The following is a 17,516-nucleotide window of genomic DNA, read 5'->3' on the forward strand; positions in this document are numbered from 1 at the left end:
GCCGGGGGGCAGCGGGGGCTCGGGGGCGGTGGATCCGGACCTCAAGGAGTACGCCGAGGCGCTCCAGGTGCTGGACGAGAACTGGGACACCTTCGACACGGCGAAGGGGACGAAGGACGGCAAGCTGACGATGGCGGACCTGGAGGCGGTGCTGGACAGCCCGGCGGCGTCCTCCACGCTCAAGCGCGCCGCGCAGTTCTTCACGGACCACCCGGAGTACTGGCACCGCCTGGAGATGGCGGCGGGCGGCGGCCGGGACGGCATCACCAGCTGGCAGGACCTGGACGCGGCGCTGGACTCGGTGCCGAAGCCGTCGAGCGGCGGCGGCCGGAGCACGGGCGGCTCGCGGGCGCGCGACATCGTGGACAACCCGAACCTGAGCATCGAGCAGAAGGTGCAGGCCCTGCTCATGGGCATCACCGAGGACACCGACGAAGAGCTGCTGGACGTGATGAACGAGATGGCCAGCGCCCGCGAGGAGCGCGCCACGTTGGGCAACAGCGACTCGGACAAGGCGCGCGGCGCGAAGCTGGACACGAGCATGAAGGAGCTGGAGCTGCGGCTTCAGACGCTGATGGAGAAGCGCAAGGCCATGTTCGACCTGATGAGCAACATGTCGTCGAAGTTCAACGAGATGGCGAAGACGGCCATCTCCAACCTGCGCAGCGCGTGAGGGCCGCCATGGGACGCATCATCAAGCACGAAGGCGGCGAGGGACTGACGATGGAGACCGGAACGGCGCGCAGGCTGAAGGCGTTCGCGCGGGGGGAGACCACCTGGGCGGAGGTGGAGGGGATGACCTTCGAGGAGGCGAAGGCCATCGCGCAGGTGGGCTGCGACCTGGCGGCGGCGGGCCGGCTGGAGGAGGCGCGCATCCTCTTCGAGGGGCTCGTGGAGGGGAACCCGAAGGACTCCGCGGCGCACGCGGCGCTGGGCACGGTGTACCAGAAGCTCGGCAGGGTGGAGGACGCGCTCACCGAGTACACGCACGCGCTGACCGGAGACCCGCGCAACCCCGTGGCGCTGACGGGCCGGGGCGAGCTGCACCTGCGCCGGGGCGAGCGGCAGGGCTTCACGGACATCGCCAACGCGGTGGAGGTGGATCCGCATGGCGAGACGTCCGCGGGACGCCGCGCGAAGGCCCTGGTGAAGGCCATCACCCTGGTGGCGGTGGAGAAGCTGAAGGAGGGCGCTCCGCCGACGTGAGGGGTTGAAGGGAGAGACGTTTCAAGACGGCTGTGCCGCCGGACGGTTGGGGAGCAGTCCGGAGGCGGTCGCCGGAGGGTGGGCCTGGATGGCGAGGGGGAATGGCGTGGAGGCCCATCCACCGGCGGCTTCTTGAAACATGTTCAGGGCGTGTCGAGCGCGGTGAGCCGTTCCCCGATGGGGGGATGGCTCATGCCCTTGAGCACGACCCAGCGGGGAGGCTCGGGGTCCATCTTGTTCACCCGGGCGGCCTTCACCAGCATGCGGCGGAAGGCGCCAGGGTCGCCGGTGAGGTTCAGGCCGTAGCGGTCCGCCTCTCGCTCGCGCTCGCGGGAGAGCGCCCCGGACACGGGGGCCGCGAGCGTGATGAGGAGGAACACCACCAGCGAGACGAGCGGCAGGGTGCGGATGTCGCCCGAGCGCTGGACGCCCCACCAGCCCCGGCGGGCGGACAGGCGCAGCAGTTGGTCGATGAGGAAGAGCAGGGCCAGCACCGCGAGCGAGGAGGCGATGCGGCCGGGCCAGCGGGGCTCGTTCACGTGGCCGGCCTCATGCGCCACCGCGGCCAGGATCTCGTCCTCCGCGAGCTCACTCAGGATGACGTCGTTGAGGACGATGGTGCGCGTGGGGCCCTGGCCGGCGAAGTACGCCTGGATGCGCTTGGACTGCACGGACGTCTTCTCCACCACCACGTCGGAGAAGGTGATGTCCGCCTTGCGCATGAGCTCTGTGATGCGCGAGCGCAGCGGCCCTTCCTGCAAGGGCGTCTGGTCGTAGTAGAGGCGGGCGCGGTACGGGTCCAGGGCGGAGGCCACCAGCATCAGCAGGGCCACGGGCACGCCCAGCACCAGCCACCACCGGCGCACGCGGCGGGCCAGGCCATACAGGCCGACCACGAGCGCCGTCAGGGCGATGGCGCCCACGAGGGTGCCCTTGAACCACATCCACGCGAAGGTCGCGGGCGTGTCGTTGGACAGGCCGTGCCGGTGCTCCAGCACGTAGAAGAAGTACACGGTCGCGGGGGCGTAGAGCAGCTGGGTAGCCAGGTCGATGAAGAGCGCGAAGAGGAGCGCGGCCCCCCAGCCGGGCTCGCCCCACAGCCGGTCCATGGCGCTGAAGAAGGCGCGGCTCACCGGGGCCTTGCGCAGCCTTCCGCCAAACCTGCGCTCCATCACTGCCGCGGCGGCCGTCGCTCCCCGGTACACGGGCCGCACGAGCACGGCCAGGATGAGCGCCGACAGGGCCAGCCGCACCAGCGGGTCCACCGCCGCCCGGATGTAATAGGGCTGGTGGTAGGCGTGGATGTCGGCGAGCTGCTCCGGGGTGAAGAGCGGTTCCATGGCCGGCGGCGGGCGCTAGCGGTGCTTCGCGCCCGCGTTGGAGGCGGGCATGGGCACGGAGACCCCTTCCGACTCCGTGTCCGCGTCCGCGTCCGCGAGCAGGAGCGACTTCACCTTCTCCAGGCTCAGGCGGGTGCGGTCCACGAAGGCGTTCTGCGAACCGATGCGCTCGGCGGCCTCCAGCGTGCGTTCGTAGATGTTGATGGACTTGGTGAGCAGCACGCGGATCTTCTTGCGCAGCTCCTGGCGGTAGACCTCCGCCTCCTCGGCGTTGAGCTCCGGGGGCGTGGGCGAGTTCACCATGTGCTCGTGGAGGTTTTCGTACAGGGCGCCAATCTGCGCGCCTGCGGCGGTGGCCCAGTAGCCGTTGCCCACGCGGATGGCGCGCAGGTAGTGGCCCTGCGCGGACAGCAGCAGCTCCGCCTTGTAGTTGAGGTCCTGCGCCAGCCCGTCGCTGCCCCGGCTGGCCTCCAGCTTCACGGCTTCGTAGTGAAGCCGGTAGATCTCCCCCACGAAGAAGTGCGCCTGCGCGGGGAAGTAGTCCTCCACCTCCGCCTTGTCCGGCAGGGCGTCATACGCGGCCAGCGCCTTGCGCAGCGTCCCTTCCGCGTCGTCGGTGCGGCCGGCCTCCACCTGGCAGATGCCCTGCTGCACCTGGGCCTCGATGCGGCGGCCCGCGGGCAGGTCCGCGCGCGCGGCCAGCGTCGTCAGGAGCTTCACCGCCTCCTCGTAGCGCTCCAGGTGGTAGAGCGTCTCCGCCACGCGGAAGGACGCGTCCAGCGCGTCGCCCTGGCCCTTCTGCGGCTCCGCCAGCTCGGAGAAGCGCCCGTAGGCGTCGTCCCACTCCTTGAGGCGCTGGTGTGCGAGGCCCGCGTTGTAGAGGGCCTGCCGGCGGTGCGGGCTGTTGGGGTGGAAGTCCGCGAGCCGGCCGAAGTAGCGCGCCGCCTGCTTGAAGTCGTTGGCGGCGAAGGCGGAGGTGCCGCCCGCGAAGAGCTCCTCGTCGTTGAGCTTGTCCAGCTCCAGGTCCGCCGTCACCGTGACGGGGTCGAACTCCACGACCTGCTTGTTGGCCGTGGCGTCCGGCTTCGCCGCCCCGCCCGTGGTGCGGCAGCCCGTGAGCGTCAGGCCCAGGCCCAACACGCCCACCCACAGCCACCGCCGGGCGACTCCGGTTGCCTCCATCCGCTTCCTGCCGTGCATGCAGCTCACTCCCATCCGGTGCGGCCCCGGACATCGACACCCCGGAGACCCGCCAGGTTCCCGAAGCGCTCTTCCGCGGTGCTTCCGGAGCCCGCCAGTCTAATGCGGGAAGGCCCCGGGTGCCCTGTCGCCCGGCGTGAACGCCCCTTCGCGCCGGAAATGCCCGGCGGCTCCAAGCCTTCCGGCGCGTCACGCGGAGTGGGGGAGGGCGCTCAGGCGAGGACGTCGTCGCCCAGGAGGTAGCGGCCGGTGCCCCACAGCGCGGTGAGGTCGTGCACGTCCAGCCCGAAGCGCGGCACCTGGATGAGGGGCGTGCCCGGACAGGCCTCGCGCAGCTGCGCCATGCCCTCCAGGTCCTGCTGCGCCAGCACCTGGAGCTCGCGCAGCGTCTCCTCCACCTTCGCGCGCCGGGTGGGCGTCAGCGTGGCCGCGTCCGCCCACTGCTCCTGGGTGGGCAGCGGGTGCACGCGGTTCACCACGATGGCCGTCATCTCCATGCGGTTCTGCTGGAGCAGCTTGTGGAAGTGGATGGCCTCGTCCAGCCGCTCCGGGTTGGGGCTCGTCACCAGCACGAAGCCCGTCGTCTTGTCCTCCAAGAGCTCGCGCACGCCGCGGGCGCGCTCGCGGAAGCCCTCGTTCATGGAGGAGAGCGTCAGCATGAAGGAGGACAGCTCCTGGAGCATCTCCGTGCCGGTGAAGCGCGACAGCGCGCGCGTCACGTAGCTGCCGCCCAGGTTGAAGAGGGACAGGCCCACCTTGCCCGCCTTCAGCGCGGGCGTGAGCAGCCACTTGGCCGCTTCGTTGTCCAGGAAGTCCAGCACCCGGTTGGGCGCGTCCAGGAAGTCCAGCGCGTGCGCGGTGGGCGGCGTGTCCAGCACCACCAGCTCATAGTCCTTGCGGCGGCGCAGGTCCCAGACCTTCTCCATGGCGATGTATTCCTGGCTGCCCGCCAGGGCCGTGGAGAGGGACTGGTAGAAGCGGTTGGCGAAGATGCGCTCGCGCTGCTCCGGCGGGGCCACGCGGGTGATGAGGTCGTCCCAGGTGGCCTTCATGTCCAGCATCATCGCGTGCAGGGCCGCCTTGGGCTTCACGCCCAGGGGCTCCAGCACGGACGCGGAGACCTCCGCCTCCGTGTTGCCCAGGCCGGACAGGCCCAGGGAGTTGGCCAGGCGCTTCGCCGGGTCGATGGTGCACACGATGCTGGGCCGGCCATCCACCGCCGCGCGCAGCGCGAGCGTCGCCGCCACCGTCGTCTTGCCCACGCCGCCGGAGCCCACGCAGATGAGCACGCGCTTGTTCGCGAGCGCCGCTTGCAGCGCTGTCATGCTCCCGTGCCTCCCGTCACCATCGCGTTCAGGTGCCCCATCACCGTCTCCACCGCGTCCCGTCCGAAGCGCGGCACGAACAACCTGGGCACCGTGTACACCGGCGCGTGGAGGTTGCGCTCCAGCTTCGTGCCCGCGAGCACCGCCTGCGACGCGCGGTCATGGTGCGCCTGGGCCACGCGCATGAGCTCCGGGTGGCCCGCGAGCGCCTCCAGGTCCGCCTCCGTGAAGCGCTGGGGGAAGGCCTGGTTGAGCACCGCCGCGTGCGTGCGGATGTGCACCCTGTCTCGCAGCGCGCCGTGCAGCTCCAGCGCCTCGTTCACCGGCATCTCCTCCGGCAGCGCCACCAGCACCGCGGCGGTGACGGAGGGGTCCACCAGGAGGTCGCGCATCTTCAGCGCCTCGCGCGTCATGGGCCCCGGCGGCACCGTCTGCAGGAGCACCTGCGGCACGCTCAGGAAGGAGATGGCGTGGCCGGTGGCGGGCGCGTCCAGCACCAGCGTGTCGTACTTCCAGCGGCCGTCCGGCAGCTTCTCCTGGAGGTGGAAGAGGATCTTCCCCAGCAGCACCAGCTCCTGGAGCGACGGGATGAAGCGCAGGAAGTAGCGCACCAGCCGGTTCTCGAAGACCGTCTTGTAGAGGGTCTCGAAGCGCAGGACCATCAGGCCGTACTCGCGCATGGCCTCCTGGGGGCGCACGTCCACCGCCCAGAGGTTCTCTTCCAGCAGCTTCACCTCCGGGCCCGCTTCGGGCAGCTCCAGGATGCGGCTGACGCGCTCCTGGGTGTTCACTTCACACACCAGGGTGCGCCGGCCAGCGCGCACGGAGGCGAGGGCCAGGGCGGCGGCGATGGTCGTCTTCCCCACGCCCCCCTTGCCAGAGACGATCCACAGGCGTTTGTCGAGCAGTCCGGCCATAGAGGGCGCGCGAACCGTAGGGATGGGCTCCCGGAGAGTCAACGAGAGTCCACGAGCGGAAATCCCCAATGTTGCCCTGCTTGACACGTCGCGTTGGCCCCTCCCAGAGTGCGGCGTCCTCTTCCTGACGTCCCGCCTGTCCCGACGGCCGAGATGCCGTGTCCGCGGTGGGCCGGACCTGAACGGTTCCAAGACCATGCTCAAGAACAACCCGGTGATGAAGAAGCTCGTGGAGACGGGCGAGGAGCGCGTGGGCAAGCTCGCGCAGCAGCTGCTCTCCAACGAGAAGTTCGTGGCGGCGGTGCAGACGCTGGTGTCCCGCTCGCTCGCGGCGAAGGGGACGCTGGACACCGCGCTGCGCACGGCGCTGTCCGCCATGAACCTGCCGTCCACGGGGGACCTGGAGCAGCTGCGCTCGAAGGTGGACGACCTGGAGCGGCTGCTCGCGTCCGTCGAGGGCAAGGTGGACACGCTGGTGTCGAACGCTTCCTCGAAGAAGAAGGGGTAGGGCGCGGCAAGCCCTCACGGCCATGCGGCGCATTGCGTTCATCAACGAGAAGGGCGGCACCTGCAAGACGACGCTCGCGGTGAACACCGCCGCGTGGCTCGCGCTGGAGCAGCGCCGCCGCGTGCTGCTGGTGGACCTGGACACGCAGGGCCACGCGGGCAAGTCACTGGGGCTGGACGTGCGCACGCTGCCGCGCAACGTCTTCCATCTGCTCACCGACGCGGAGGTGTCCCTCGCTTCCGTGGTGCGCCCCACGGGCGTGAGCGGGCTGGACGTGGTGCCCGCGTACAAGGAGATGGCGGACTTCCCGGTGGTGGTGGCGCAGGACCCCCGGCGCGCGCACCGGCTGGCGGACCGCATGCGGGAGGCGGAAGCCGCAGGCTACGACATGGTGCTGTTCGACGCGCCTCCGTCCATGGGGCTCACCACGCGCAACATCCTGGTGGCGGCCACGGAAGTGGTGGTGCCGGTGGCGCTGACGTACCTGGCGCTGGACGGGTGCGCGGAGCTGGCGGAGACGGTGCGCCAGGTGGGCGAGGCGGAAGGGCGCTCGGATCTGCGCGTCACCCGGGTGGTGCCCACGCTGTACCGCAAGACGGCGCTGGCCACGGCCATCCTGGAGCGCCTGCGGGCGTACTTCCCGGACGCGCTCGCCGCCACGCCGCTGGGCTACAGCGTCAAGGTGGACGAGGCGCAGAGCCACGGGAAGACCATCTGGGAGTACGCACCCCAGAGCCCGGGGGCGCGGATGCTCGCGGCCATCGCGGCGGAGATTGACGGCGGGGCCCCTCCGGCGAAGCGGAAGCGGACCCGGCCGAAGGTGGCCTGAAGCGCCTTACGCCCGCTTCCTCACGGGCGCCACGGCGTTCAGGCACGGGTGCTTCAGGACGCGCTCGGGTCCTTCTTGTCGCCCTTCTCCACGGCGTCGAGCTTCTTCTCCAGCTCCTCCAGCCGCTGCGAGAGCGCCTGCATGTCGCGGCCCAGGGCGGGGAGGTTGCCGGTGAGGTTCTCCACGACCTGCTTCACGCGCTCGTCGATGCGGCGCTGGAAGTCCTCGAAAGCGCGCTGGCTGGCCTTGAGCAGCTCCGCCGGGTTGAGGTTCGCGGCGTTGCCTTCGGCGGACTGCGGCGCGGGTGCGGCGGCGGCGGCGGGGGCCTCCTCGGAGGGGGCCTCCTGCGGGCTGCCGTCCTCGCGGCGCAGCAGCTTGTCCAGCCGCTGCTCGGCCTCCTCGCGGATGGAGGCCACGCGCGGCGAGACCTCCTTCTGGATGAACCCGGAGATGGACTCGCCGGGGTGGCGGATGATCTCCCGCAGCACCGACAGCGGCATCTGGTTCTTCTTCTTCTCCTCCTCGAAGATGATCTGCGCGAGGGTGACGGAGGTCAGGTCTTCCTTCGTGCGGTTGTCGACAATCCGCACCTCGGTGCCCTCCTTGATCATCGCGGCGATCTCATCGAGCGTGACGTACCGGCTCTCCACGGTGTCGTAGAGCTTCCGGTTCGTGTAGCGCTTGATGATCTTCGGCTCCTTGGTGTTGCTGGGAGCGTTTGCTTGCTCGGCCTCGCTCATGTCTGTCGTCTCCGACCCCGGCTGCGCCTTGGCATTTACTGGTTTACTTCTTGATTTCCAAAGGGGCGAACCTCGTATCAAAGGGGTTGGAAGCGAGCAAGTTACCCGGGCCCGACTCGCCGTGGTTGACGGGTGGGCCTATGCTCCAAGTCCCCCCGACCCGACCCCATGATCGTCCAGTGCGAACAGTGCCAGACGCGGTTCAAGATCCCCGACGAGAAGGTGACGGAAAAAGGGGTCAAGGTCCGCTGCACCAAATGTCAGAACACCTTTCGGGTGGCGCGTGAGCCCGCGCCGGCCCTGAGCGCCCCCCCGCCCCCTGGCCCTCCGGCAGGGCAGGCGGACCCGTTCCAGGCGTTCGGAGACGCCCCGGAGCCCACCGGGGAGGTCACCCGGCCGGGGGCCGCGTACTACGCGCCCGGCGCCCCCGCGGTGAAGTCCCAGGTCCAGTCCTGGGGTGACGTGGATGTGGACATCGACGTGGATGCCCCGCAAGCGGCCCCCGTCCGGGCCCCTGTCGCGCCGGGCGCTGCCGGGGCGATGATGCCGTTCGACCCGCCCACGCCGTCTCCGGGCGTCGCGTCCCGGCGTCAGGCAGCCCCGCCGCCTCCGCCTCCGAACCCGGCCCTGCCGGACCTGGATGACCCGTTCGCGGACTTCATGCTGGACGGGCCGGCGCCGAGCGCTCCGGTGGCCGCTCCCCGGCCGGCCGTGGCGGCTCCTCCGGTAGCGGCTCCCCGTCCGGTGCCTCCGGGGGCCTTCGCGCCTCCCGCGGCCCGGGCTGCTCCTCCCGGGGCGTTCGCGGTGGGGAACGCGGGTGCGGCCCGTCCGGTGGCCGTGGCTCCGAGCGGCCCGGGTGCGTTCGCCGCGGAGTCCGCGCCTCTGGGGGCCGCGGCGCCCAGGGGCCCGGTTCCTCCTGGGGCGGTGGCTCCTGCGCCACCGGGGCGTGCCGCCATGCCTCCGGGGGCTGGTGCCGCCCTGGCCGGGGCACCGTCGGGCGCTGCACCCTCGCGTGCCACCATGCCTCCTGCGGGAGCCCCCGTCGCGCGCGTGCCCCTGGCTTCGGTCCCTGCCGGGGCGTCACGTCCCGGGGCCGCGCCAGTTGCCTCCCCGGGGCTGGCCGCCTCCGGTTCGACGGACGTCGCGCCGGATCCGCTCTTCGACTTCCCCATCGACGCTCCGGTGGCCCCGGACGCGGCGTCCCTTCGCCATGCCGCGAACGTCGCCGCGGCGCCCTCGCCGAGCGGTGCCGCGGCGGTGGGGCCGTCGGTGCCCTCGCCGGGCTTCGAGAGCGAGGACCCGTTCGCGTCCATCGACATGGCGGCTCCGCCCCCGGACCTGTCCGCCGCGCCCGAGGACACCCACGTCGGTCCGGAGCCGATGGGCGACCTGTTCGACTTCTCCGGCGCGGGGGCTTCCGGTGAGGAGGGGATGGTCGCCTCCGACACCGGCCGCGCCGCGCTGCTGGGCGACGTGCCCGCCGAAGCGGGCGCGGAGGAGCCCGGCGGCATCTCGCTGCTGAGCGACGTGCCGGCGTACGACGACGGCGACCCGTTCAAGATCACCACGCCCCGCCGCGAGGTGGTGGACCTGGCCAGCATGCGCTCTGGGCCGGCCGTCACCGTGGCCAAGCCCTCCGCCCGCATCGAGGACGTGGGCATGCCCCAGCGGCGGATGCCCGGCCGCGCGCGGAAGCTGACGGGGGTGGTCCTCAACCTCGCCATCGCGACCGCGCTGGTGGTGGCCCTGGGCGCGCTGGGCGCCATGTACCTGCGCGACGGCAAGGTGGACCCCTCCACCCTGTCCCCGGACCGCCTGCGCACGCTGGTGATGCCCGCGTCCCGCCCGTTCATCGCGAGCGACGTGTCCAACGGCCTCTATGAGACGCGCGATGGCCGCATGCTCTTCGTCGTGCGCGGAGAGGCGGAGAACCGCACCGGCGCCGCCGCGGCCGTGCGCGTGCGCGCCGCCCTCTTCGACGGCGACCAGCGGGTGCGCTCCACGGAGGGACTCGCGGGCGCGCTGGCCACGCCGGAGGAGCTCCACGCCGTCACCACGCGCGAGGCCGCCACCGCGCTCCGCCAGCGCATGGACGCGGCGTCCCTCCCGGTGCCTCCGGGCGGCAAGGTGCCCTTCCTGGTGCTGTTCCAGGAGTTCCCCGCGGACCTCACCGGCCACCGGCTGGAGGTGACGCTGGAGCCCATCCCCTCCGAACCCACCGCGGACCGCACGGGAGGCTGAAGCGTCATGTCCACGTTGGAAGAGGCCCGCGTGCTCGCGCGCAACCTGCACGCCCTGGGCGGAGGCGCCACCGTGCGCCGCAAGGCCGCCGCGCGCGAGCTGGCCCGGCGTGAGCCGTTCGACACGAACGAGCTCATCGGTCACCTGCTGTCGCTGTCCCGCGCCGGGCAGGCCCCCGCCACCTGCGTGCTGTCGGACTTCCTGGCCGCGCTGGACCAGGAGGCCGAGCACATCCCCCACGTGGAGGCGCTCCGGCGCATGGCCCACGTGCAGTCGCTGGAGGCCGTGGCGGACCTCTTCGCCCAGGGCCCCGCGCGCAAGGAGCTGGACGCGGACGCCGCCGCCCGCGCGGACGCGCAGGCCGCCAGCCAGTCGCTGGGCCATCTGAAGCAGCAGGCCCGCCTCACGCGCGACCCGGACGTGCTGTCGCGCCTGGCCACCGTGAGCAACCCGGCCGTGCTGCGCAACGTGCTGATCAACCCGCGCCTCACCGAGGACCTGGTGGTGCGCATCGCGGCGCGCAGGCCCGCGCGTCCGGAGCCGCTCGTCGAAATCTGGAAGTCGCCGCGCTGGTCCGTGCGCCACAAGGTGCGCCGCGCGCTGGCCTTCAACCCGTACCTGCCGCCGGAGGTGGGCGCGAAGCTGGTGCCGCTGCTCTCCACCGCGGACCTGCGCGAGCTGGTGGAGGACGCGGGGCTCCTGCCCGCCCTGAGGCAGCAGGCCGCGCGCCTGCTGCTCGCGCCAGCGCCAGGCAGCCCGCCCGGTCCGCTGGTGCTCCCGACGGGCGAGGAGTTCTAGGAGCGGCGGTCCTTGGAGGACCCTTCGGTGTAGTCCGCGTCGGTGGTGCCCCGGCGCGAGTGGGGCAGGTGCTTCACGTCCACCAGGTCCTCGCCGCGAGACGCCTTGCGGAACGAGTAGACGAACTTGCCCACCGCGTTGCCCAACTGCCCCATCCGGGCGGCCGAGAAGACCACCAGCAGGATGAAGCCGAGGACGAGGAACTCTCCGGTGCCCAACATGCGTCGGACACTGCAATAAACCCACCCGCGAGGCAAGTCGCGCCACCGCGTCCGCCCCTGGACGCGCCCGCCACGTCGGCGCTGCGCACGGAGGGCGTTCCAGCGCACACTGCGCCCCCATGCTCCTGCTCGCTCACCGTGGTGCCAGCGCCGACGCTCCCGAGAACACCCTGGAGGCCTTCGCGGAGGCCGTGCGCCAGGGCGCTGACGGCGTGGAGCTGGATGCCATGGTGTGCGGCTCCGGCGAGGTGGTGGTGTGTCACGACGAGCGCCTGGACCGCCTGGCCCATCAGCCCTGGGAGGTGCGCACCACGCCCTGGTGGAAGCTCTCCCGCGCGGACGTGGGCACGCCCCTGGGCTTCGCCCCCGCGCGCATCCCGCTGCTGGAGGAGGTGCTGGACGCGCTGCCGGAGCACTTCCTGGTCAACATCGAGCTGAAGTGCGACCGCTTCGACGACGGCGGCTTGGCGGCGGGCGTGGCGCGGCTGTTGCGCGAGCGCGACCTGTCAGGCCGCGTGGTGGTGTCCAGCTTCAACCCGCTGTGCCTCTTCCGGCTGGCGGAGGTGGCGCCCACGCTGCGCCGGGGCTTCCTCATCGACCCGGACAAGCCCTGGGCCCTGCAGGCGTACGCGCTGAGCCCGCTGGTGTCCTCGCACTCGGTGCACCCCTTCCACGAGGCGTGCACGCCGGAGCGCGTGACGGCATGGAACGACGCCGGCCTGCGCGTGGCGGCGTGGACGGTGGACGACCCCCGGCGCGCCCGCGAGCTGCGGGACCTGGGGGTGTCCTACCTCATCACCAACCGCCCGGGTCGCGTGCGGGAAGCCCTGCGCTGACTAGAAGTCCAGGCCCAGCGTGGTGTTGAAGGCGAAGACGGAGGGCAGGTCGCGGCTGCCGGCGCCCTCCTGGTCGAAGCTGCCCAGGTTGGTGAGCGAAATCTCCGCGCCCAGCTGCAGCACGCCGCCAATGAAGCGCGCGCCCGCGTAGAAGCGCGGGGTGAGGTTGTCACCCGCGTTCACCCGCGAGTACGGCGCGGTGTTGGTCAGCGCGTCGCGCGAGTCGTTGCCCGCCGAGTCCGCCTGGGTGCGGCTCGGTTCGAAGTCCAGCGTGCGCGTGGTGGCGCTGACGAAGTTCAGGTCCAGGCCGCCGTAGGGCGTCACCGTCACCATGCCGCCCAGCGGGAACTGCTTGCCCACGCCGATGTCCAGGCCCGTGGTGGTCAGGTCCAGGTCCTGCGCGCCGAAGAGCTTCGTCACGTGCAGGCGCACGCCCACGTCCGGCAGGTACGTGAAGCCCTCGTTGACGGCCCACTTCAGCTCGCCCGTGGCCGTCACCATGCTGCTCTTTTCAATCCAGCCCACGCGCCCGCCCAGCTCCAGCGAGAAGGGCAGGCCCTTGCGCACGTGGAGGGACGGCACCAGCACGGAGCCCGGCTGCTCGGCTTCCGTGGGCAGCTGCACGTCCTCCGGGAGCGACACGACGGACAGCTCCGCGTTGAACGCGAAGCCCGAGTGGCCCGTGGTGCGCGGGGGCATCAGGTTCGCGGACGTCATCACCGCGCCGAACGTGCGCGCGAAGGCACGGAAGTCCGCGCTGGCTTCGGCGAACTCGGTGTTGGTGATGACGGAAGAGGAGCCCCGGCGCTCGACGCCGAAGCGGGAAATGACCAGGTCGTTGTCGTCCGCATGGGCCGCGGCCCCTGACAGCGCCGTCGCAAGCACCAGCCACCGACTGAACGTCCGCATGGGGGAATCACGCCTCCGGGACGCATGCCGGCCAAGCGGGCGCCCACCTCCGGCGGACCCTAAATCGGCCCTCAATGAAGCGTCAACAAAACGGGCGGCCCTCCTCCAGGGAAACGCCCCCGTTTGAAGGGGGACGTCCGCTGGAAGCGAGCCGCCCGAGGGTCAGGCGCTCCGGGGATGGCTCCGGAGGACTACTGCTGGCGCGGCTTCACCGGCGTGGTGGCCGTGGCGGCGGGCGTCGCCACCTTCTGGGCCACCTCCGCCGGGCGGCGGCGGATGACCAGGGTGCGGCGGCTGGCGAACTCGGTGCTCTCACGGGCCACCACCAGCACGTTGTTGTTGCCCTCCTTGAGCGTGAAGTCGGAGGTGAACTTCAGCGTGTTGGGCTCGCCGCCCTTGGGGTCCACGGCCTTGAAGTAGACCTTCTGGTCGTTGACCAGCACGTAGACGTCCAGGAGGCCGTTGGGGTCCTTCACCATGCCGGAAAGGGTGAACTTGTCGCCGTTCACCACCACGCCGCCGTGGGACGGATCCACGTCCAGCTTGATGTCCGGCGGCTGGTGCGTCGTCGTGTACGCCACCGTCTTGGGCGCCTGGGCCTTGCCGGTCTTCACTTCCTTTGCGTCCTGCGTGCGCACGAAGGCGAAGCGGTCCTTCTCCAGCGCGACCTTGTAGTAGCCCTTGGTGGTGGCCTCCAGGGCCAGCGTGGCGCCCTGCGGCAGCTTCGCCACCGGACGCGCGTCCGCGGTGGGCGAGGCGAACAGCTCCGCCTTGTCGTTGAGCTTCACCAGGCCCTTCTTCGCCTCCAGCGGGGCCACGGGGCCGTCCTTCACGGGCAGCTGGAGCTTCTCCAGGACGAACTCCTCCAGGGGCTCGTCGAGGATGGCCAGCTTCAGCGGGAAGGTGTCGCCCTTGTAGGCCTTCTTCAGGGACACCTGGAAGCGCGCCGTCTTCGTCTCACCGGGCTTGATCTCCCCCAGTTTGAAGCGGCCCTTCTCGATGAAGATGTTCGCGTCGCCGCCGTTCTTGATCTGCGCGAACGAGTCCAGCGCCGGGCCCGCGCCCGTGTTGGTGACGTCCATCACCACCGTGACGTCCTCGCCGCGCTGCACGGCGCCGTCGCCGTTGCACTCGGCGCAGTCATCCACCACCTGCCAGTTGAAGGCGAACGTGGGGCGGGGCAGCTCCACGAAGGACAGCTCCGACACCAGGGTGTCGCGCAGGGCGCCGTTGTCGTCGAACAGCTTCACCTTCACGTCGTCGCGGCGGCTGGTGAGGTCCTTGGGCAGGCGCACCTGCACCTTCCAGGACTTCTTCTCACCCGGGGCGATGGCGCCGAAGAGGAACTCGCGGCGGTCGAGGAACGCGTTGTCGCTCTCCGTCCAGCCACGCACGCGCTTGAGCGGCTCCGTGCCCTTGTTCTCCACGTTGATGACCATGTCCAGCTGTTCGCCGGCCACGATTTTGGTGTCGGCGCCGGGGGAGAAGCTGGCGTCCAGCTGCACGTTCTTGGGCGTGGGACCGGGGCTCCAGTCCAGGCCGAGCGCGGCGATGGCGTTGTTGATGCGCTGCTCCTCCTCGTTGCGCTTCTGCTCCACGAACTGCTTGCCCTTGGCGAGCTGCTCGGAGCGCTTCAGCGCCGGCACCTTCAGGACGAAGTCGCGGGCGAACTGGACCTCGAAGTCCTCCTTGATCTCCTCCTGGGACTCCGCGTCCAGCTGGTCGTCCAGGTCCTCGCCCTGGCCGGCCACGTCCACGTCCAGGAGCGGATCATTCTGGCCGTGCTCCTTCTTGTCCTTGGTGCCCGCCTTGGCGGCGACCTTCTCCTTGGGCTCTTCCTTCTTGGCGGAGGCCTGGGCGGCCTTCTCGTCCACCTTCAGGTACTTGAGGCTGGTGCCCGGCTTCTCACGGTCCAGCACCTCTTCGCGCTTCTTGGCGACGGTGGAGGACTCCGGGTTGCCGAAGTGCTGATCCAGGTCCGCCTCGCCCATGGACTTGCGGGGCGCGAACACGTCCACCCGGTCCGCGGTGACGCGCGTCGGCACCAGCTGGATGTCCGGCACGATGCCCACTTCCTGGATGGAGACGTCACCCGGGGTGAGGTACTTGGCGATGGTCAGCTTGAGCGCGCTGTCGTCCGGGAAGTCGTAGAGCACCTGCACGCTGCCCTTGCCGAACGTCTGGCGCCCGATGATGACCGCGCGGTCCAGGTTCTTGAGCGCGCCCGCGACGATTTCAGACGCGGAGGCGCTGCCCGCGTTCACCAGCACAGCGATGGGGTAGTTCTCCTCGCCGTCCGAGGGGCGCGCGCGCTTCTCCTCGCGCAGCTTGTCGCTGAAGCCCACCGTCGCGACGAGGGTGCCCTTGGACAGGAACGTGTCCGACACCTGGATGGCCTGCTCCAAGAGACCGCCCGGGTTGCCGCGCAGGTCGAGCACCAGGCCCTTGAAGCCGCCCTTGGCCTCCGCCTGCTTGCGGATGTCCGTCAGCGCGGCCTCCAGGTCGCGCGTGGTGTTGCCCTGGAAGTTCTTCAGGCGCACGTAGCCCACGCCGCCCGCGAGCAGCTTGTGCTGCACGGACTCAATCGAAATCATGGCGCGCGCCACCGTCATGTTGCGCGGCTTGTCCCAGCCGTCGCGCTCCACGGTGATGGTGATGCGGCTGTCCACCGGACCGCGCAGCTTGGACACGGCCTCGTTGAGGTCCATGTTGACGGTGGACTCCTCACCAATCTTCTTGATGCGGTCGTCCTTCTGGATGCCGGCGCGCGACGCGGGCGTCTTGGGCAGCACCTTCACCACGGTGAGGTTGCCCTCCTTCATCTGGATGACGAAGCCCAGGCCGCCGAACTCGCCCTTGGTGGACAGCTTCATCTCCCGGTACAGCTCCGGGCGCAGCAGCACCGAGTGCGGATCCAGCGTGGAGAGCATGCCGTTGACGGCCGCGTACTCGATGTCCCGCGTCTCCTCGATGGGACGCATGTTCTTGGACAGGAAGTCGAACACGTCCTTCAGCGCGAAGGACATCTTCCACAGGGAGTCCACGTGGGAGATGTCGAACTCCTTCTGCTTGCCGTTGACGTTGACGTTGAGCTTGCCCGTCTCCGGGTTGCCGTCCACGAGCACGTCCGGAACGCTCTTCTCCACGTACTCCAGGGAGGCGATCATCATCTCCTTGGGCTTCACCCGCTTGGGGTCGACGTAGTTCTCCTTCACGTAGAGGATGACCTTCGTGAGGACGCGGAGGCTGTTGAGGTCGTGAGGGGCCTTCTCGCCCTTGCCGGAGGACGGCAGCGCGCCGTCCCAGGAGTCCTGCCCCGCCTCCGCCGCTCCCACGGTGAGCGGGAGGGGAGCGCGGTCACTGCCTGCGAATGCCCAGGCCCCCAACAGAACGGCGACGGCGGTGATGCGGCGGAAGATACGCGGCATGCGGTTCATCCCAGCTGGGGCGCGAGAGGCGTCCCGGGTGATGCGTGAAAAGCCCTGTGAATCCGAACGGTTCGACGTGAGCCAAGGGACCTGGCAGCGGCCGGGCAAGCCTAATCACGGCTTCCTGGTGCTTCAAGGCGTGGCCTTGTCACTAGCGACCGAGAACGTCTGCCGCAGGCAATGCGTTCCCCATCCGCCTGGAAGTACGGACACCCGGCCTCCCCCTTTATTTCGCGGTGGCGTCGGGGGGCGGGGGCAGGTCCCCGGCCTCCCGCAGGGCCCGGTAGAGCAGGGTGCCCCCGACGATGGCCACCGGGAGGAAGAAGGTGTTGAGGATGGGCACCCACAGGAGCAGGTAGACGCCCGCGCCGAAGCCCAGGCTGAGGGCCCGGCGCTCGCGCAGCATGCGGCGCACCTCGGCGAAGGGGTACAGGTGGCGCGTCATGGGCGCGGCCAGGTGCTCCGCCGCCATCCAGAGCATGGTCCACAGGCTTGCCAGCACGGTGAACGCCACGCTGCCCAGGCCCGGCACGAAGTTCAGCGGCAGGAGCACCGCCAGCCCCAGGAAGAGCAGCGCCATGCGGGCGAGCGTGTGCAACAGCCCGGTCGTCATGCCCCTCAGGAACGAGGCGGGTGAGAGCACGGCGTCCGCTCCCGCACACTCGGCCTCGGTGGCCTCCGACACCGGATCCTGCAACGGCGTGAGGAGCAGGGGCGGCACCACGTTGGCGCCCACCACCCAGGCGACCAGGGAGCCCAGCACGAGCGCGGTGTACCAGCCGGCCTGTCCGTACCAGGACTCGGGCCGGGCCCATACGGACTCCAGGAGTCCGGGGGCGTAGCGGTAGAGCAGCACGGCCAGGCCCACCAGGGCGATGGCGGTGAGGACCGCGCACAGGCTGGAGAGGAGGAAGAGGCGGCGCGAGCGGAAGATGAGCTTGAAGGCTCGGCCGAGCACTCCCATGCCCTGGAGGAAATCCGACAGACGGGGCCGGGGGGACAGGGTGGGGACGGGGGA

At 70.5% G+C, this 17,516-nt stretch carries 15 protein-coding genes and 1 pseudogene; 7 read left to right on the top strand and 9 right to left on the bottom strand.

Going from position 1 to position 17,516, the window contains the following annotated elements; genetic code table 11:
- Positions 1 to 673: pseudogene (locus tag D7V80_RS33785) on the top strand (hypothetical protein); the annotation flags it as partial.
- 8 nt (positions 674 to 681) lie between these two features.
- Entirely contained in the window at positions 682 to 1,206 is a 525-nt protein-coding gene (locus tag D7V80_RS33790) for a tetratricopeptide repeat protein (RefSeq protein ID WP_120592023.1), read from the top strand.
- A gap of 143 nt (positions 1,207 to 1,349) precedes the next feature.
- Here D7V80_RS33790 and D7V80_RS33795 read toward each other — a convergent pair whose 3' ends face one another.
- From D7V80_RS33795 to D7V80_RS33810, 4 genes are all read right to left on the bottom strand, one after another.
- A complete protein-coding gene (locus D7V80_RS33795; RefSeq protein WP_120592024.1) occupies positions 1,350 to 2,546 on the bottom strand; it encodes a M48 family metalloprotease in 1,197 nt (398 codons plus the stop codon).
- Between the two features lie 15 nt (positions 2,547 to 2,561).
- Positions 2,562 to 3,746: a tetratricopeptide repeat protein gene (locus tag D7V80_RS33800; protein ID WP_120592025.1), complete on the bottom strand. Its 1,185-nt coding sequence runs from the start codon at positions 3,744 to 3,746 to the stop codon at positions 2,562 to 2,564.
- Positions 3,747 to 3,958: 212 nt separating this feature from the next.
- The gene (locus tag D7V80_RS33805) at positions 3,959 to 5,071 is read right to left on the bottom strand and encodes an ArsA-related P-loop ATPase (protein WP_120592026.1); all 1,113 of its coding nucleotides are present in this window, start codon (positions 5,069 to 5,071) and stop codon (positions 3,959 to 3,961) included.
- Positions 5,068 to 5,988, bottom strand: coding sequence for an ArsA family ATPase (locus tag D7V80_RS33810; RefSeq protein WP_120592027.1), 921 nt, complete (start codon positions 5,986 to 5,988; stop codon positions 5,068 to 5,070). Before D7V80_RS33810 ends, D7V80_RS33805 begins: the two co-directional genes overlap by 4 nt.
- Positions 5,989 to 6,184: 196 nt before the next feature.
- Here D7V80_RS33810 and D7V80_RS33815 point away from each other — a divergent pair, with 196 nt between their 5' ends.
- On the top strand, positions 6,185 to 6,496 hold the full coding sequence (locus D7V80_RS33815; RefSeq protein WP_014399114.1) for a hypothetical protein: 312 nt from the start codon (positions 6,185 to 6,187) through the stop codon (positions 6,494 to 6,496).
- Between the two features lie 22 nt (positions 6,497 to 6,518).
- Positions 6,519 to 7,325, top strand: coding sequence for a ParA family protein (locus D7V80_RS33820; RefSeq protein ID WP_120566281.1), 807 nt, complete (start codon positions 6,519 to 6,521; stop codon positions 7,323 to 7,325).
- 53 nt (positions 7,326 to 7,378) lie between these two features.
- Here D7V80_RS33820 and D7V80_RS33825 read toward each other — a convergent pair whose 3' ends face one another.
- Complete coding sequence (locus D7V80_RS33825) at positions 7,379 to 8,065, bottom strand: polyhydroxyalkanoate synthesis regulator DNA-binding domain-containing protein (protein ID WP_120592028.1); 687 nt, start codon at positions 8,063 to 8,065, stop codon at positions 7,379 to 7,381.
- Between the two features lie 168 nt (positions 8,066 to 8,233).
- On the opposite strand from D7V80_RS33825, the gene D7V80_RS33830 reads away from it, so the two are divergent.
- Together D7V80_RS33830 and D7V80_RS33835 are read left to right on the top strand one after the other, a co-directional pair.
- Entirely contained in the window at positions 8,234 to 10,306 is a 2,073-nt protein-coding gene (locus D7V80_RS33830) for a zinc-ribbon domain-containing protein (protein ID WP_120592029.1), read from the top strand.
- A 6-nt stretch (positions 10,307 to 10,312) separates the two neighbouring features.
- A complete protein-coding gene (locus D7V80_RS33835) occupies positions 10,313 to 11,104 on the top strand; it encodes a hypothetical protein (protein WP_120592030.1) in 792 nt (263 codons plus the stop codon).
- Here the strand turns inward: D7V80_RS33835 and D7V80_RS33840 are convergent.
- Positions 11,101 to 11,325, bottom strand: coding sequence for a twin-arginine translocase TatA/TatE family subunit (locus D7V80_RS33840; protein WP_043322039.1), 225 nt, complete (start codon positions 11,323 to 11,325; stop codon positions 11,101 to 11,103). The two genes, D7V80_RS33835 and D7V80_RS33840, sit on opposite strands and share 4 nt — an antisense overlap.
- A gap of 119 nt (positions 11,326 to 11,444) precedes the next feature.
- Here D7V80_RS33840 and D7V80_RS33845 point away from each other — a divergent pair, with 119 nt between their 5' ends.
- Positions 11,445 to 12,161, top strand: a complete 717-nt coding sequence (locus D7V80_RS33845; RefSeq protein WP_120592031.1) for a glycerophosphodiester phosphodiesterase family protein — start codon at positions 11,445 to 11,447, stop codon at positions 12,159 to 12,161.
- On the opposite strand, the gene D7V80_RS33850 is transcribed toward D7V80_RS33845, so the two are convergent.
- From D7V80_RS33850 to D7V80_RS33860, 3 genes are all read right to left on the bottom strand, one after another.
- Positions 12,162 to 13,070 (bottom strand): hypothetical protein, encoded by a 909-nt coding sequence (locus D7V80_RS33850; protein ID WP_120592032.1) that lies wholly within the window; start codon positions 13,068 to 13,070, stop codon positions 12,162 to 12,164.
- Between the two features lie 191 nt (positions 13,071 to 13,261).
- Positions 13,262 to 16,507, bottom strand: a complete 3,246-nt coding sequence (locus tag D7V80_RS33855; protein WP_120592033.1) for an MXAN_5808 family serine peptidase — start codon at positions 16,505 to 16,507, stop codon at positions 13,262 to 13,264.
- Positions 16,508 to 16,724: 217 nt separating this feature from the next.
- On the bottom strand, positions 16,725 to 17,516 hold a 792-nt coding region (locus D7V80_RS33860; RefSeq protein ID WP_120592034.1), incomplete at its 5' end, for an EI24 domain-containing protein.

It is taken from the genome of Corallococcus sp. CA054B (assembly GCF_003611625.1).
GTDB lineage: Bacteria > Myxococcota > Myxococcia > Myxococcales > Myxococcaceae > Corallococcus > Corallococcus coralloides.